The sequence below is a fragment of the Slackia sp. genome, assembly GCF_977041755.1.
In genome coordinates this window covers 1-16,573 of sequence record NZ_CDRRGL010000037.1, presented here as the reverse complement: position 1 = coordinate 16,573, position 16,573 = coordinate 1, and the positions used below count along the sequence as shown (strand labels likewise).

Below are 16,573 nucleotides of genomic sequence, written 5' to 3'. Positions count from 1 at the left end.
GAGGCGGGGATCACCCGATCCCATTCCGAACTCGGCAGTTAAGCCCGCCTTCGCCGAAAGTACTGCAGCGCCAGGCTGCGGGAGGACAGGGCGTCGCGCTCATGCAGGGCGCTTCCGCATTTCCAGGGCCTTCGGGCCCTTTTTCTGTTTGGGGGGGGGGCCGTGCGGCCCCTTTCTTCGTTTTTGGCCCGAAGCCCGGACGGGCCTTCGATCTGTTAAATGCTCACAGCGTTTAGCAGGTCGCGTTCCGCATGGGCTTCGGCATCTTCTCTAGGCTCCGTCCCTCCTGCTCCTGGCTCTCGCCCGTCTTCCCTGGAACCTGTTAAACGCTACGAGCATTTAACAGGTCGCTATCTCACGAGCTTATGAGCGCCGGTCCAGTTTTCGTGACTTGGAGCCATCTTGCTATGGGCTGTTTGGGCCGCTGGGAGCCCTGCTCGCGTGCTTTATGAGCCGCAGAGTGCTTCGAAAATGATTCTTTATCGCTCACAATTACAGTACGAAGCAAAGAGCGAGGTCTTTGCTCAAGCGAATTGCACATCGTAATCGCGACGTGAAGGGGAGTGATGTAGATGATGAAATCCATGACGAAGAGAGTAGTGCTCGGCGTGCCGACGGTGGCATTGTCTGCGGCACTCGTGTGCACGTTGGGCGGTTGCGGTGGCGGTGCAAATGACGAAGCGAAAAACGAGGCAAACGATACCGCTCCCGCCGCTCAAGAGGTGGAAAATGCTTCAAAAGCCGAGCCCGAGGCGACCCCTGAGGCCGCTCCTGAAAAGGAAACATCAATCGATTGTGAGTCGTTCAGCGCAACGGCTGCCGATGGGTGGGAGCTCGTAGATCCCGATAAGTATGGCCAGGAAGCCAAGTTCTATCCCGAGGGATCGCAGCATGTTCTGTCGGTTCGTACCGAGAATCGTGATATTCCGACCACGCTTGAGTCGCTGCAGAGCGTTTTCGACAACAAGGGTGTTGTTGACGAGGTAGAGACCAATGGCACGACGTGGACTCGTTTCACCATGCCCGACAACAGCGTGCGTCTGCTTGGCGCGTCTTCGAGTGGTCGTACAGTCAATGTGACGATTGCCTGGCAAATCGGGTGGGACGCCGCCGTTCCTATGGTTGAAAACATCGTTGTGAAGTAAGCAAGCGCCTGGGCGAGCATGCATTTTAGGCATGGGGAATGCGTTTGGATCGCGTCAGATGCCTCGGTGCTAAGGCTCTTTCCTATTGTGAATTCAGGGTTGGATGGGTTGAGTTTGAGGGCGCCGTTCTAGGCTGTAAGGTGAAGGGGAGTGATGGAAATGATGAAGCCCATAACGAAGAAGGTGCTGTTCGGCATGCCCGCGGTTGTGCTTACTGCCGCGCTTGCATGCACTATGGTTGGATGCGGCGGGGGATCAACCGACGGCACGCAGGGCGAGTCGGGCGGCGAGACTCCTGCAGAGCAGAAGGCCTACGAATCCCAGAAAGTCGAGGTGATGGGGTTCACGATTGAATCCCTCGCTGATGGCACCTATTATCGCGGCGATGTTTACAAGCAGGATGGTTTCTATCTGCGCGTAAAGATTACGAACAATAATGAGAAGGCTAAGCAGAAGACCACGGTCGGTGCAATCGCCGCCTTTGGCGAGCTTGAGGCGACCGATCCTACGTTCCATGGGTCGGCCAAGGGCCTGCTTTCTTTCGACCTCAATAAGCCTGAAGGCCTAAGCGAAGGCGCCCAAATTGAAGGCGACCCCTCTATCGAACCTGGTGAAAGCATCGAGTGGGTCTACTTCTGGGACACTAAAGACAATTATTACGGACCCATTTCTGTTGGATTCTTCGGCAATGTCGCCACCAACGAGAACTGCGGTGTGATGCATTTTGATACCACCGATGGCATGACCGACGAGATGAAGGCCGCAAACGCTGAAGCCGAAGCCATTGCGGCAAAGGGCGGCGTCGATTACAGCGCGTATAGCGTGACGGCTGCCAAGGGTTGGGCGCTTGTCGAAACCAATGACGATCGCGGCTCCGCTGTATTCAACCCCGACGGCTCGACCAAGCGTTTCCAGACCAAGATCATGTCTCGCGAGCCTTTGGCTGAAGCCGAAGCCATTCAGGGCAACTACAGCGGCAAGGGTGTTCTCGACGAAGTCGATGTGAAGGGTGTCACCTGGACGCGTTATACCGCGGAAACCGGCACCGTGTATATGTACGCGAAGGCTCCGTGCGGCAAGACCGTGCATATGTTCTTCGACAATGGCATCACGTGGGACGATGCCCTGCCCATGATGGAAAACGTTGTTCTGAAGTAAGTCGCTTCAAGATGATTTCCCCGCAATGGTGGTAAAGGGCTGGCATCGTGGCGTTTAGCTGGTCCTGATATCGGCCTATGGGGGCCAAAAAGGAAAACCCGCGAAAGCGGGTTTTCCTTTGCTCTGGGTCTTCGTTTGTGCAAGACGGAAGGACTAGTTGTCGAATGCGCCTTCGTTCCAGGCTTCGATGTTCTCGATGCGAATGACGGAAGAAACGGCCTTCACGGAATCGAGCGCCTCAAGGTCGGCGCGTGCCTTCTCGATGTCGCGTTCTTTGGCGGCATGCGTCATGTAAATGAGGGTGCAGGCTTCGTTGTCTTCCGATTTCGTCTGATTGATGTCCGAAATGGAAATGCCATCGTCAGCAAGCACCTTGGTGGTTTCCGCAAGCACGCCGAGCTTGTCGGCCACGGTAAGGCGAATGTAGTAGCGCGTCTCCAAGTCGGCGATGTCGCGAATGGCGAGGTTGTGGCCGAAAGGCTCGCTCTCAGGAATGACTTCTTTGCCGTGCGCGATATGGTCGGCAAGCGACATCACGTCGCCTACTACGGCGCTTGCGGTGGGGAAAGAACCCGCGCCTGCGCCGTAGAACATGGTCTCGCCCACGGCGTCGCCAACGATGAACACGGCGTTCATGGCGCCCGACACGCTCGCGAGTTGGTGCGTCGCGGGAATCATGGTGGGGTGCACGCGCACGTCGACGCCGCTTTCGGTGTTGCGTGCAATGGCGAGCAGCTTAATGACGTAGCCGAACTGGCGCGCCATTTCGATATCGGTAGCGGAAATGTTGCGAATTCCCTGTATGAACACGTCGTCGGTATTCACGCGCGTGCGGAAGCCGATAGAGGCGAGAATCGCGATTTTCGAAGCGGCATCGAAGCCGTCGACGTCGGCCGTGGGATCGGCCTCGGCGTAACCCAGTCGCTGCGCGTCGGCGAGCACTTCATCAAAGCCCAGGCCTTCGTTGGCCATGCGCGAAAGAATGTAGTTCGTGGTGCCGTTCATAATGCCGGCAATAGTGAGAATTTCGTTGCCGACCAGGTCGTGCTCGAGCGCGCTCACCACGGGAATGCCGCCAGCTGCGGCGGCTTCGCACTTAATTTGCACGCCGTGGCTGTTTGCGAGTTTGGCCAGGTGCTCGACATGGCGGCCGAGCAGTGCCTTGTTCGCGGAAACCACGTGCTTGCCGTGCGCAAACGCGTCCTCGAAAATTTCGGTTGCGGGGTGTTCGCCGCCAATGAGCTCGATCACGATGTCGATAGTGGGGTCGCTCGTAACATCTTGCCAGTTGGTGGTGAAGATATCTTCGATGCCGAGATTCTTCGCTTCTGCGTCGTTGCGGCTGCATGCGCGCTTAATTTGAAGGTCGATGCCGTAGTGCTCGACGTAATCGTCGTGGTGGCGCTGAATAAGGCGCACTACGCCTCCACCGACAGTTCCCAAACCAATAATGCCAATGTTGACGCTGCGCATTCGCGCCTCCTTATCTTCGGAGTTCGTGTTTCGCCTATTGTCGCTCATATGTACGTATTAGCGACCCGCATTCGGCAAGTGCAAAAAACGAGCAGCTGAATGCATTGCGGTGACGAGTGCCAAAACAGCCGTGGCATCGAGCACGCGATCGATGAACGTTGCGATAATGTGCGCGCCCGCCTGGGGCATTCCGATGCCCGTGAAGTAATTTTCGTAGGCAATTTCGAACGGTGTGGTGATCACTCCGTAGGCGAGCATGTCGCTAAGGGCGAGCGAAATCGCCGACTGCAGAACTGCGATGACGAGCACGGCGCACATCGCTGCACGAAACGCGCCGAGCTTTGCTCGCCAGGCGCGCAGGAAAACGCCGTAGATAAGAACCACCACGGCGCATTCGCCATAAAACAGCAAATTACCTGCGTTTCCGTTGACGAGCGCCAGAATGAGGCTGTGGACGAAGCCAACAATGAAGCCCGCCGCAGGTTCGAGCGCGAATGCCGCAAGCGCCGTGCCCGTGGTGTCGAGCCATACGGGAAAACCCAGAAGAGACGTCGCGCCATACAGGACGCAATCGAGCAGGGTGAATGCCGCCATATATACGAGATATTTTCCGACGCGCGGGTTCTTCTGGAAATAGACTCGAATTGACGCGGGCGTCGCCTTGAAGCCGCTCGACGCATGCATGCGCGCGAAGGAATTCGCCTCGAAATAGCGCTCGCGGTCCTCGCCGATTTGGCGCAGTTGGTCGAGGAAGCTGCCCGTGATGATGCCGGCGGGAAGCGCGATTACCAAAATGCCCACGATCGATGCCGCGATAACGATGACTTTGCCCGTTTCCGTCGTGGGCGTAAGGTCGCCGTAGCCGATAGTCGTGAGGGTGACCGCTGCCCAATACAGAGCGTCGATGAATGTGTCGAAGGTGCTGGGCTCGTTGCAAAACATCAGAAGCGCCACCATGAACACATACAGGCCCACCAGCACGAGTGCGAGGGTGAGCGTGCGGCGCTCCGATGCGAATGTGTTGACGATAACGGCAAGACGGCGCGAATAGCGCATGATACGCACCACGCGCAGCGCGCGAAGGAACATGAAGCTCGCGGGCAAAACGCCAAGCGAGGGCAGAATGGCGGCGAGGTCGATGAGCGCGGTTGCCGTGAACGGGTATTTCACGAAAGCTTTCCAATCGCCACGGCGACCTTCTTTTATGTCATGGGTGATCCAACGCAGCAGGTAGTCGAAGAACAGGATGTATACCGTGACAAAATCGAGCGCGGTGAACGCGAACTGCCAAGCGCCGGGAAGCCGGTCGACGTGGAACATGAGCGGAACGATGCTCGCAAACGCGACGGCGACCAGGAATATGTCGTAGAGGCGGCTCGCGCGGTCGTCTTTCTGCGCGATTTGCACGATTTGGAAGATTCTGGTTCTCATAGGGCGCTTTCTTCGAATGGATGATTGAAGTGTAGCCTATGGTGAAGTGTTCGACTGACTTGATTAGGCTGGTCTTCTATAATCCGAGAGGTTTTGATTTTTATTGCGGAAAGGGTGCGGCAATGGCAAACCATGCGGAATTCGATGCGTTCGTTGAAACGATTGCGAAGCTGCGCGCGCCCGATGGGTGTCCGTGGGATCGCGAGCAGACGCACGCGAGCATTGCGCATAACATGATTGAAGAGGCCTACGAGGCCGTCGACGCCATTGAGGCGCACGATGCGGCCCATTTACGCGAAGAGCTGGGCGACGTGTTGCTGCAGGTGGTGCTGCAAAGCCAAATCGCGGCTGATGCGGGCGAGTTCACGATCGATGACGTGTGCCGCGACATCAACGAGAAAATGGTACGTCGACATCCGCATATTTTTGGGGAAGTGCAGGCTTCGACGTCTGAAGAAGTGACCGATATTTGGGATGCCGTGAAAATGCGCGAGCGCGAAGCGGCGATAGGTGAGGCGGCTGGTGCGGAAAAGCCCGATGGCCTTCTCGACGGCGTGCCCACGAGTTTTCCGGCGCTCATGCAGGCGCAAAAGATTTCGCGCAAGGCGGTCGCCGTGGGCTTTGAATGGCCCGACGAGGCGGGCGTGTGGGCGAAAGTCGCGGAGGAAATCGAGGAATTCAAGGAAGCCGAAACACCTGAAGATCGCGAGCTTGAATTCGGCGACATTCTGTTCGCGCTCGTGAATGTGGCGCGCTGGAATGGCGTTGATGCCGAGAATGCGTTGCGCGCGACGTGCGCGAAATTCCGTCGTCGTTGGAGCTTTATGGAAGGCGCGGCATGGGCGCGTGGCGAGCGCCTCGAAGACTTTTCGACCGACGAGCAAGAGGAATTGTGGCAGCAGGCGAAGGCGCATGAGCGTGCGGCTGTGGGGGATTGCGAGGCTTAAGCGCGTTTTGGAATCGAGCGTGCCTTCTGGCGCGGGGCCGACGGTGGCGCTGTTGTGGCTGTGGGCGGTTGCGGAGCGGGGCTTGCGTGCCGCTTGCGGATAAATACTCCAGTTTGGGTGTTTCCCGCATGCGAAATGATATGCATCCTGTAACAATTATCCATAAGCCGTAATGGCGACTGGTGGGAGTTGCGGGAGAAAGGCTTCCCATGAAGGCGAAAATGATTCATCGGTGCATTCACGTGCTCGATTTGGAAAAATCGCTCGCGTTCTACAAACGCGCATTCGGGCTTGAGGTGGTTCGCGAGATTACTCGCGCAGAAGGCTCTCGCAAGATTGTCTACATAGGAAATGACACCACCGATTTCGAGCTCGAGCTCGTGTGGGAAAGCGATCGCACCGAAGCGTACGACAACGGGAGCAATGATACGCATTTGGCGTTTGCGGTCGACGACGTCGATGCGGCGCGTCTTCTGCATGACGAAATGGATTGCGTGTGCCATGAGCTTGGCCGCGATGGCATTTATTTCATCGAGGACCCCGACGGCTGCTGCCTGGAAATCGTGCCCAGCGATTTGTGGGACTAGGCGATTTGCGAGAAGACTGGCCCTATCCGATAATGCATGAAGATAGTTGTTGGAGGGGGATATTCAATGGTTCAGTATCGCGTTCCTCGTGAGGAGCTTCCGTATGATCCCGCTAATCGGGAATCGATTGTCGAGTATGCGCAGAAGCTTGTTGGGCATACGTTGCGCGAATCGTGCGATGTCGATTCGTTTTCGAGCAAGAAGGGGAACAAGGGCAAGCTTGGTCAAGCGATTGAGTATTGCTATTTCGAATATGAACCGAACTCTGCGCAAGAGCCCGATTTCCCCGAAGTTGGTCTTGAATTAAAAACGAACCCAGTTAAACGGAAAAAGGATAAGACGCTTTCGGCGAAGGAGCGTCTTGTTCTGACTATGATCGATTATTGTACGCTTGTGGATGAGACGTGGGAGAGCTCAACTGTTCGGAGCAAAATGGACGACATGTTGCTCATTACATTTCTGCATGAGTCCGAAAAGGACGAATTCGATTATGAATTCGAGTTCGTTGGAACGCCGATGATTCCCCTGGAAGACATGGCGGTAATTCACGATGACTGGGAAACCATTGTCGCGAAAGTGAAAGCTGGCCTTGCCCATGAAATATCGGGCGGCGATACGAATTACCTGGAAGCGTGTACAAAGGGCGCAAGTGCCAAAACGGTTCGAAAGCAGCCGTATTCGGACATTATGGCGAAGCAACGCGCGTTCGCGCTGAAATCGTCGTATATGACGGCGTTTTATGACAAGAACATTTGCCTCGAATCGATTATGCGTCGTCGCGGCGAAGAATCGATGAGCCTTGAAGACCTGGTAAAGGCGCGAATTGGGGAATATGCTGGTATGACTAATATCGGCCTTGGCGACCGATTTGGCTTGAATCCTGGGAGTAAGAACTTCAACGCCCTGCTGACGAAAGCGATGCTCGGGGTTGGCCGGGAAAATGAGATTGCCGAGTTTTCGAAGGCGGGCATAATCGTTAAGACTATTCGCCTCGAGTGTAACGGGCGAATACGGGAGCATGTTTCATTCCCCGCGTTTGAATTTGCCGATTTGCTTGCCGAAACGGAATGGGAAGATTCCGAATTCGGCAAGGTGTGCAACTCAAAGTTTCTCTTCGTAGTGTTTAAGAAGAACGATTCGGGCGATTACGAATTACGTGGTTGCGAATTCTGGTCGATGCCGGTGGAAATGGTCGATTCTGCTGAAGCAACGTGGAGGGAGGCGAGGCGCGTGGTGAAAGAGGCGTCGAGTTTATCCAATGCATGCCTTACTGTAAGGATGGCTATCCAACCGTCGAAAATGATCTGCCCGGATCCGATTACAATCACATCGCTCATGTTCGACCGCATGCTTCGCAACGGGCGTATCGTTTTGCGGATGGGATTGAAATCGGGAATGTGACAAAGGATGCGAGTGAATTGCCCGATGGCCGCGCGATGACGAAACAGAGCTTCTGGCTCGATAAAGAAGTCATCGAAAAACTTCTCAAAGACCGTGGGTATTGATTTCGTTGAATGGTGATTTTTGATCTTGCTTCAACTCTGGTGACGTGAGGCCGTTGCTCCGCCTAAAATATTGATTTTTGAATTTGGGCTAAATTTGACCTAGATGCGGGGTTTCGATATGACTATTCGTGTTGCCGAGCTTTTCGCTGGCGTGGGTGGGTTTCGCCTTGCCTTGGATGGCTACGACGACGAGAGCCATGGTTGGCATCTTCCTGCCGCAGGCTCCTATGAAACGATTTGGGCTAATCAATGGGAGCCTCCCGGAACCGCCACGAAGCAATTTGCCGCCGACTGCTACAAGCTCCGCTTCGGCGAGGACTCGCTGGTAAACGAAGACATCGAAAAGGTTCTTGACCAGGTCGAAGCTGGTGAAATGGAGATTCCTGAGCACGATATGGTCGTGGGCGGTTTTCCGTGCCAGGACTATTCTGTCGCTCGTCCTTTGAGCCAGGCGAACGGAATCGAGGGCAAAAAAGGCGTTCTTTGGTGGCAGATTTATCGTTTTTTGTATCTATGCTCGCCGAAGTATGCCCTGTTCGAGAATGTTGACCGTTTGCTTAAATCGCCCGCCTCGCAGCGTGGCCGCGATTTCGCAATTATGCTTGCTTGTTTGAACGAGCAAGGCTATTCGGTTGAGTGGCGTGTGGTGAATTCAGCCGATTACGGCGCGCCACAGCGCCGCCGCCGCGTGTACATCTTTGCGCAGAAAAACGCTGAGCTCTGGAACCTTGAAGAACGAGTTTTGCGGAATGGCGTCATGGCGAGCGCTTTGCCTATCGTGCCGGCCGCGACGAAACAAAATACGCTTCATATCGAAGGCGAGCCCTACGAGATTAGCGAGAATTTCGGCAAGGGCCTTAAAGTGTCGCCGTTCTATAAGGCTGGCGCCATGCAAGATGGCGAGGTGTATACGGCTGAGGTAGCTGCCGATTATCACGGCCCATTCGAGACTTTGGGTGATGTGCTCGTTGATGATTCCGACGTTCCTGAGTCGTATTTTATTGACGGCAGCAAGCTCGAGCGCTGGGAGTATTTCAAGGGCGGAAAGAAGGAGGAGCGCACCCACGCTTCTGGCTTTACCTATATGTACTCGGAAGGTGGAATGGCGTTTCCGGATCCGGCCGATAAGCCTTCTCGCACCATTCTGACGAGCGAGGGCGGGGCCGGCGCGTCTCGCACAAAGCACGCGGTGCGTGCGCAAGACGGACGTGTTCGCCGCTTGGTTCCCGATGAGCTTGACCAGCTGCAGACTTTTCCGAAAGGATGGACGAATAGCGGCATGACCGACGGACGCCGCGCGTTTTGCATGGGCAACGCTCTGGTGGTGAGCATCGTCCATCGAATCGCCGAGGAAATCGCTCGTCGTGCTGGCGAACAGGCCGTTTCGTAGGAGAGACATGAAAACAATCAACGTCGTTGCGGCCGTCATTGTGCATGACGGCAAGGTGTTCGCGACTCAACGCGGGTATGGCGAGTTCGCTGGCGGGTGGGAATTTCCCGGCGGTAAGGTCGAGCCGGGCGAGACCCCAGAGCAGGCGTTGGTTCGCGAGATTCGCGAAGAGCTCGAAACGACGGTTTCGGTCGATTCGTTCGTGTACCAGGTAGAATACGATTATCCTGCGTTCCATCTGTCCATGGGGTGCTACCTGTGCTCCATCGTGGAGGGGCATTTGCATTTGCTGGAGCATTCGGCGGCGAAGTGGCTCGATGCGGCGAATCTTCGCTCGGTCGATTGGCTGCCCGCCGATATTGAAGTCGTTCATGCCCTTGAGGCTAAAGGAGTGCTTTCCTAAGTTGGCTTTCCCTGGAGAAAAATATCCGCTCGACATGGGCGAGCAAAATTGCCTAATTTCGAACATGCTTGCGTTGGAGAGCTTGCTGCTGCTCATCGGCGTTGTTGGCTCCATGATCGCGAGCGGAATTGCTTCGGGCGATTGGTTCGGTTCGATCATTGGGTTTGGATGGGCGCACGAAATCGCGCTGTCGTGCATGAAACTTTCTGCCATTGATACCATCGTGGCGGCTATTGTCGTGACCGTGATCGCTCTCGCTGTTGCCCACGCCATCGAATTCGTCGCGTCGCACACGACGTCGGGCAGGTTGAGCATCATCGCAAGCCGCCGCGGCCTCAATGGCGAAATTCCGCGTATCGATTCGTATGCCGTGTTTGCAGGCATGGCCGCGGCGGGCTTTGCCGAGGAGCTTTTGTTCCGCTTCGTGCTGGTGGGCGGAGTGGCCGTGCTTTTGGGCCTGTTCATTCCCGCCAAAATTGCCGTTATTGCTGCAATCGTTATTTCCACCGCTGTTTTCGTATATGCGCACGAGGAATATCGCGATTGGTACACGCTGTTGGTGTGCGTGGCGATGTCTCTTGTGATGTGCGTCGCGTTTGCAGTCACCGGCAGCTATGCGGTGGTCGCGCTTGCCCATGCGGCGTACGACACCATCGATATTGAAATCGAGGGATCGCGCATGGTGAACGAGGATGACTACTTCTTTGGCGAGGTTCCGCAAAGCGTGATGCTCGATATGTATGAGGAAATTTGCCGCGAAGAAAACGAGCGCGCCAATCGCAAAGAGTAGCGCGCAAAATAGATCGAAAAAAAAGAAGGAGCCCGCAGAATGATTGCGGGCTCCTTCCCGTATAGGGACCGTTTTTCCTTACGCCATGATCTTGCGGAAGAGCTCGACCACCTGGTCGTGGTCGGCTTCGCGCGGATTCCCCGGGAAGCACGCGTCGGCCATGGCGTCGCTGGCCAGTTGCTCGAGGTCGCCTTCGACCAAGCCCGCGCACGTCTTGGGAATTTCGACGTCTTCAGAGAGCTGGCGCACAGCGGCAATGGCGGCGTCGGCGGCTTCTTCGGTGCTCATGCCCGCGGTGTCAACGCCCATCGCGCGAGCCACATCGGCTAAGCGATCGACGACGACAGGCTTGTTGAATTCCATCGCAATAGGCAGAAGCATCGCGCAGGCAACGCCGTGCGGCGTGTCGTAGTGCGCCGAAAGCGTGTGCGCCATGGAGTGATCGATGCCCAAGCCCACGTTGGAGAAGCCCATGCCGGCGACGTATTGGGCGAGCGCCATGCCTTCGCGGCCGCTCGCGGGCACGCCGCTTTTCGCTTCGGCCACCGCGTCGCGCAGGTTCTTCGAGATGAGCTCAATCGCCTTCAGGTGGAACATGTCGGAAAGCTCCCACGCGCCCTTGGTGGTGTAGCCCTCGATCGCGTGCGTGAGCGCGTCCATGCCGGTGGCGGCGGTGAGGCTCGTGGGCATGGTCGCCATCATTTCGGGGTCGACTACGGCAACTTCAGGAATATCATTCACGTCGACGCAGACGAACTTGCGCTCCTTTTCCGTGTCGGTAATCACGTAATTGATGGTGACTTCGGCCGCGGTGCCAGCGGTGGTGGGTACGGCGATGGTGAACACGGCATGCTTGGTGGTAGGTGCGATGCCTTCAAGGCTTACCACGTCGGCGAACTCGGGGTTCGTGGCAATGATGCCAATGCCCTTCGCGGTATCCATGGCGCTGCCGCCGCCCACGGCCACGATGCAATCGGCGCCGCTGGCCTTGAAAGCCGCCACACCCGCCTGCACGTTTTCGATGGTGGGGTTCGGCTTGATGTCGCTGAACATCTCCCACGCGATGCCCGCTTCATCGAGCACGTCGGTTACCTTTTTCGTGACGCCGAAACGCACCAGGTCGGCGTCGGTTGCCACAAACACTTTCGAGAACTCGCGGCGGGCAATTTCGCCGGGAATTTCCTGAATTGCGCCTGCTCCGTGATAGGAAATGTTGTTCAAAACGAAGCGATTCGCCATAGCTGCCTCCTTGTGTCGACGGGCTGCCGTTGCGCGTTGCGTTTGCGGCGCGTCCCCTTTGGCGTGCCCGATTGCTTGTAAGAACAAGATACTCGTTTGCTCGTTGGGCGAGGCCGAAAATGACGTCGTTTTCGAATTGCCAGCCCGATCGGGAAAGGCTTTTTGCAACGAAACGTCAACATCGCGTGACGCTCGCGTGGGCTTGCTTGACACTCGCGGGCGGCGAACTACAATCCTGTTTTGGCACTCGAGTACGTTGAGTGCTAATAATCGCCGCCGCCACGTGCGAACGCGGGCCCATCGCCTGCGCCGCCTTGCGCGATACGGCGATTACCAGGGTACAAGCCGCTGGGCGGCAGGAACATAGAAAGGCATGGCCCCAATGAAGAAGTTCAAGACAGAGAGTAAAAAGCTGCTCGACCTCATGATCAATTCGATTTACACGAATAAGGAAATCTTCCTGCGCGAGCTTATCTCCAACGCGTCCGACGCCGTGGACAAGCTCTATTTCAAGAGCCTCACCGATACCGACGTGAAGCTTTCCAAAGATGAGCTGGCCATTCACGTGTCGTTCGACAAAGATGCGCGCACCGTTACCGTGAGCGATTCGGGCATCGGTATGACCAAAGACGAGCTCGAGAAGAACCTGGGTACCATCGCCCATTCCGGCTCGCTCGAGTTCAAGACCGAAAACGACAAGGCCCAGGGCGACGACGTGGATATCATCGGCCAGTTCGGCGTGGGCTTCTATTCCGCATTCATGGTCGCCAAAGAGGTGCGCGTCGTGAGCCGCGCGTTCGGCAGCGATGAGGCGTGGGCATGGGTCAGCGACGGCGTTGAGGGCTATACCATCGAGGAAGCCGAGCGCGCCGGGAACGGCACCGATATCATCCTCACGCTGAAAGACGATACCGACGAGGAAAAATATGACACGTACCTTTCCGAGTGGGGCCTGAAGAACCTTATCAAGAAGTACAGCAACTACGTGCGCTATCCCATTACCATGGATTGCGACAAGACGCGCGAAAAGCCGAAGCCCGAAGACGCCGGCGACGATTACAAGCCCGAATTCGAGCACTACACCGAGCGCGAGACCGTCAATTCCATGGTGCCCATCTGGAAGCGCAGCAAGTCTGACGTGACCGATGAGGAATACAACGAGTTCTACAAGTCGAACTTCCACGACTTCGCCGATCCCGCGCGCACGATCAAGGTGCATGCCGAGGGCGCCCTTACCTATGACGCGTTGCTGTTCATTCCGAGCCGTGCGCCGTTTGACCTGTACAGCAAGGACTACAAGAAGGGCTTGGCGCTCTACAGCTCCAACGTGCTCATCATGGATAAGTGCGAAGAGCTTCTGCCCGATTGCTTCAACTTCGTGCGCGGCGTTGTCGATTCGGCCGACCTGCAGCTGAACATTTCGCGCGAGACGCTGCAGCACAACAGCCAGCTGCGCGCCATTGCCAACAAGCTCGAGAAGAAGATTAAGAGCGAGCTCGAGAAAATGCGTGACAACCATCGCGACGATTACGAGAAGTTCTTCGAGCAGTTCGGCCGCGGCCTGAAGTTCGGCATTTACCAGAGCTACGGCATGCAGAAAGGCTTGTTCGGCGACCTGCTGCTGTTCTATTCGGCCAAGCAGCAGAAGATGGTGACGTTCGAGGAATACACCGCCGCCATGCCCACCGACCAGAAGGCGATTTACTACGCCGCCGGCGATTCGACCGACCGTTTGGCGAAGCTGCCCGTGGTGAATTCGGTGCTCGACCGCGGCTACGACGTGCTGCTGTGCACGCAGGACGTTGACGAGTTCACGTTCCAGACCATGCAAACTTGGGGCGAGGGCGAGTCGGCCAAGGAGCTGAAGAATGTCGCTTCGGGCGATTTGGGCCTGGAGACCGAGGACGAAAAGAAGGCCGCCGAAGACGCCACGAAGGAAAACGAAGGCCTGTTCGGCGCCATGAAGGATGCTCTGGGCGATTCGGTGACGAAGGTTGCGGTGTCCACGAAGCTTGCCACGGCCGAGGCCGCGCCGGCATGCATCACCGCCGAGGGACCTGTGTCGCTCGAGATGGAGAAGATTCTCTCGCAGATGCCCGACATGGGCGAAGCCCCCAAGAGCGATCGCGTGCTCGAAATCAACGCCGCGCACCCCGTGTTCGCCACGTTGAAGGCTGCGCAGGAAGCGGGCGATGCCGAAAAGGTGAAGACCTACGCGAGCCTGCTCTACAACCAGGCGCTGCTCGTCGAGGGCATGCCCCTGGAAGACCCGGTTGCCTTCGCGAACGCGGTTGCCTCGCTTATGAAATAGCCTGGCCCTCAACCCGTTAAATGCTCGTAGCGTTTAGCAGGTTTATGAGTGCATGGCGACTTCTAAAACCCTTGCGGTATCGCAAGGGTTTTTGTATTGTGATGACATTCTTATTGGACGATTCAAAGGGGAGGTCCATGCTTTCTGTTTCGGAATGCGCGCAAATTTTGGGAGTGTCGCCCGCTCGGGTTCGGCAGTTAATCGCCAACGGCTCGCTTGAAGCTACGAAGGTTGGGCGCTCATGGGTTTTGCCAGAGGTCGCGGTTTACGATCGCTTGCTGAAGAATCCGTCGTCAGGAAGGCCCTCGTCCTCGTCGGACGATTTGCATTCCGAGTGTGTGGCATCTTCCGCAGAAAGCCGTTGCGACCTGCCGCAGCTCTTCGAAGAATGCAAGAAGGCCTTTTCCTTCTGCGTTCCGCTTGATGTTCTTCAGTCGGCCAAAACGCAAGAAGAGGCCGATTTCTATATAGAGCTATCCGATTTCTTTTTGCGTCAAAAACAGCGTGAGCTCGTGAAGCGTGGTGCATTCTAAATGGCGAGCCAGCCTACGCTCGTTGTGTTTGCCGGCGTGAACGGCGCAGGGAAATCGACGTTTTACCAATCGGGGCTTTGGCGCGAATGCGATATCGATTCGCGCATGCCTCGCATCAACCCTGATGAAATAATTGTCGCCGCGGGAAAGGACTGGTCGTCGCCGACCGACCAGCTTTGGGCGGGCAAGCAGGCGGTTGGTCAGGTTCGAGATAATTTCGCCCACATGAGGTCATTCAACCAGGAAACGACGCTTGCGGGGAAATCGGCGGTGGCGCGCATTCGGAAAGCGTATTCGCTGGGGTACAGGGTTCGGCTCTTTTATATCGGTGTGAATTCTCCTGAAGTCGCTTTGACCAGAATTCGCCATCGCGTGCAAGTTGGGGGTCATGATATTCGCCCCGAGGACGTCGAGCGGCGTTTCTCTGCGAGCATTTCCGCCCTGGGTGAGGTTTTGTCGTACACGCACGAGGCGGTGGTTCTTGACAATACCGACGGCTTTGTTCATTTGGCTGCATGGAAGAATGGGACGCTCTGTTGGTGGTCACCCGAAAAAGCGAAGGCCCATTCGTGGTTCGCGCGGGCTATTCAGCGCGAGAATTGGAGGGGTGAGCTTTAGTCGAGGCAACTCGCTTAATGCTCGTAGCGTTTAGCGGATTTCGGTTGGTCCCGGTTGCTGGCTCTGATTGCTGGTCTCCAACCGCCGAAAGCCGGTCGCATTCGCGGCCGGCTTTTTTCATGCCCAAGCCCGATAGGGATATTTAACAGATTCGGGTATGGCGGGCTTTTCGCTTCGCGATACTCTTCTGTTGGATGGATGAGGGGTCGCGCTATTGGCTTCAGGGGTTCCAGGGAGGGTGGGAGCCCCTGAAAAGAAGTGGCTATTTGCCGGCGGCTGCGTTTTGGCCTGCGATGTAGCCATAGAACTGCGCCATGCCAACGGAGAGGCCCTTCAGCGAGATGGGGTAGTTTACGGCAAAACGATCGCCCTGAACATTTCCGCATGCGTAAAGGCCTGGAATAATCTGACGATCCTCGTTGTACACATGGCAATTCTCGTCGGACTCAAGGCCACCGACGCATGTCAGCATGATGGCGGGCTCGAACGCACAGGCGTAATACGGCGGATTTTCCAACGCCCACAGACGACGAGAATCCTTGCCGAAATCGGTGTCTGTGCCCGATTTGCAAACCTCGTTGTATCGCTCGATGGTCTTTTTCGCCGTATCGACATCCATGCCTTCCATTTGGGCGAGCAATTCGTCGATAGTGTCGGCCTTAAGGCAATTGCCCTGCGCCACGGCGTTCTCTACAAACTCTTCGCTGCGGGTGTTGAATCCGGCGCCGGGGTTGTTTTTCGGAGCTTCGTCTTCGCTTTGGCAGTAATTCACGCAACCGTGGCCTGGCGCGAATTTTCCGACTTGTTCGGGCCACTTCGAGTCGAAAATCTGATAGGTCTTGTGCTGCGGCTGCATTTCGATTTGGTTTTCTATTTGTTGGCCAGGAACATCTTCGTTCATGAATCGCTCCCCGAGGAGATTGATGTTCAGGAAGCCATCGATGCCCATAACACCTTTGCCCGTAATGTCGGCACCGCCGCCCATGTGATGAATCATGGGGGCGTGGTGTTGCTGCATGCGCGCACCAGCCCAGGTACCCATG

At 56.4% G+C, this 16,573-nt stretch carries 15 protein-coding genes and 1 rRNA gene; 12 read left to right on the top strand and 4 right to left on the bottom strand.

The window, feature by feature from the left end; genetic code table 11:
* The 3 genes from rrf to ACWI8T_RS04430 all read left to right on the top strand — a co-directional run.
* A 5S ribosomal RNA gene (rrf, locus tag ACWI8T_RS04440) occupies positions 1-102 on the top strand; the annotation flags it as partial.
* Positions 103-572: 470 nt separating this feature from the next.
* Positions 573-1,145, top strand: a complete 573-nt coding sequence (locus tag ACWI8T_RS04435; protein WP_449138099.1) for a hypothetical protein — start codon at positions 573-575, stop codon at positions 1,143-1,145.
* A 153-nt stretch (positions 1,146-1,298) separates the two neighbouring features.
* Positions 1,299-2,303, top strand: coding sequence for a hypothetical protein (locus ACWI8T_RS04430; protein WP_449138098.1), 1,005 nt, complete (start codon positions 1,299-1,301; stop codon positions 2,301-2,303).
* 153 nt (positions 2,304-2,456) lie between these two features.
* Here ACWI8T_RS04430 and ACWI8T_RS04425 read toward each other — a convergent pair whose 3' ends face one another.
* Complete coding sequence (locus ACWI8T_RS04425) at positions 2,457-3,776, bottom strand: homoserine dehydrogenase (RefSeq protein WP_449138097.1); 1,320 nt, start codon at positions 3,774-3,776, stop codon at positions 2,457-2,459.
* A 57-nt stretch (positions 3,777-3,833) separates the two neighbouring features.
* Positions 3,834-5,207 (bottom strand): ion transporter, encoded by a 1,374-nt coding sequence (locus ACWI8T_RS04420; protein ID WP_449138096.1) that lies wholly within the window; start codon positions 5,205-5,207, stop codon positions 3,834-3,836.
* Positions 5,208-5,329: 122 nt separating this feature from the next.
* Here ACWI8T_RS04420 and mazG point away from each other — a divergent pair, with 122 nt between their 5' ends.
* From mazG to ACWI8T_RS04390, 6 genes are all read left to right on the top strand, one after another.
* On the top strand, positions 5,330-6,154 hold the full coding sequence (gene mazG, locus ACWI8T_RS04415) for a nucleoside triphosphate pyrophosphohydrolase (protein ID WP_449138095.1): 825 nt from the start codon (positions 5,330-5,332) through the stop codon (positions 6,152-6,154).
* A gap of 209 nt (positions 6,155-6,363) precedes the next feature.
* Positions 6,364-6,741 (top strand): VOC family protein, encoded by a 378-nt coding sequence (locus ACWI8T_RS04410; protein WP_449138094.1) that lies wholly within the window; start codon positions 6,364-6,366, stop codon positions 6,739-6,741.
* Between the two features lie 66 nt (positions 6,742-6,807).
* On the top strand, positions 6,808-8,142 hold the full coding sequence (locus ACWI8T_RS04405; RefSeq protein ID WP_449138093.1) for a Sau3AI family type II restriction endonuclease: 1,335 nt from the start codon (positions 6,808-6,810) through the stop codon (positions 8,140-8,142).
* 222 nt (positions 8,143-8,364) lie between these two features.
* Positions 8,365-9,636, top strand: a complete 1,272-nt coding sequence (dcm, locus tag ACWI8T_RS04400) for a DNA (cytosine-5-)-methyltransferase (protein WP_449138092.1) — start codon at positions 8,365-8,367, stop codon at positions 9,634-9,636.
* 7 nt (positions 9,637-9,643) lie between these two features.
* On the top strand, positions 9,644-10,039 hold the full coding sequence (locus tag ACWI8T_RS04395; RefSeq protein WP_449138091.1) for a (deoxy)nucleoside triphosphate pyrophosphohydrolase: 396 nt from the start codon (positions 9,644-9,646) through the stop codon (positions 10,037-10,039).
* Positions 10,040-10,073: 34 nt separating this feature from the next.
* Entirely contained in the window at positions 10,074-10,829 is a 756-nt protein-coding gene (locus ACWI8T_RS04390; RefSeq protein ID WP_449138090.1) for a CPBP family intramembrane glutamic endopeptidase, read from the top strand.
* A gap of 78 nt (positions 10,830-10,907) precedes the next feature.
* On the opposite strand, the gene fucO is transcribed toward ACWI8T_RS04390, so the two are convergent.
* On the bottom strand, positions 10,908-12,068 hold the full coding sequence (gene fucO / locus ACWI8T_RS04385) for a lactaldehyde reductase (protein ID WP_449138089.1): 1,161 nt from the start codon (positions 12,066-12,068) through the stop codon (positions 10,908-10,910).
* Between the two features lie 382 nt (positions 12,069-12,450).
* On the opposite strand from fucO, the gene htpG reads away from it, so the two are divergent.
* From htpG to ACWI8T_RS04370, 3 genes are all read left to right on the top strand, one after another.
* Positions 12,451-14,379: a molecular chaperone HtpG gene (gene htpG / locus ACWI8T_RS04380; protein WP_449138088.1), complete on the top strand. Its 1,929-nt coding sequence runs from the start codon at positions 12,451-12,453 to the stop codon at positions 14,377-14,379.
* Between the two features lie 137 nt (positions 14,380-14,516).
* Positions 14,517-14,912 (top strand): helix-turn-helix domain-containing protein, encoded by a 396-nt coding sequence (locus ACWI8T_RS04375; RefSeq protein WP_449138087.1) that lies wholly within the window; start codon positions 14,517-14,519, stop codon positions 14,910-14,912.
* Positions 14,913-15,530 (top strand): zeta toxin family protein, encoded by a 618-nt coding sequence (locus tag ACWI8T_RS04370; RefSeq protein ID WP_417759464.1) that lies wholly within the window; start codon positions 14,913-14,915, stop codon positions 15,528-15,530.
* A gap of 262 nt (positions 15,531-15,792) precedes the next feature.
* On the opposite strand, the gene ACWI8T_RS04365 is transcribed toward ACWI8T_RS04370, so the two are convergent.
* The coding region (locus tag ACWI8T_RS04365; protein ID WP_449138086.1) for an FAD-binding protein at positions 15,793-16,573 on the bottom strand (781 nt) is incomplete at its 5' end.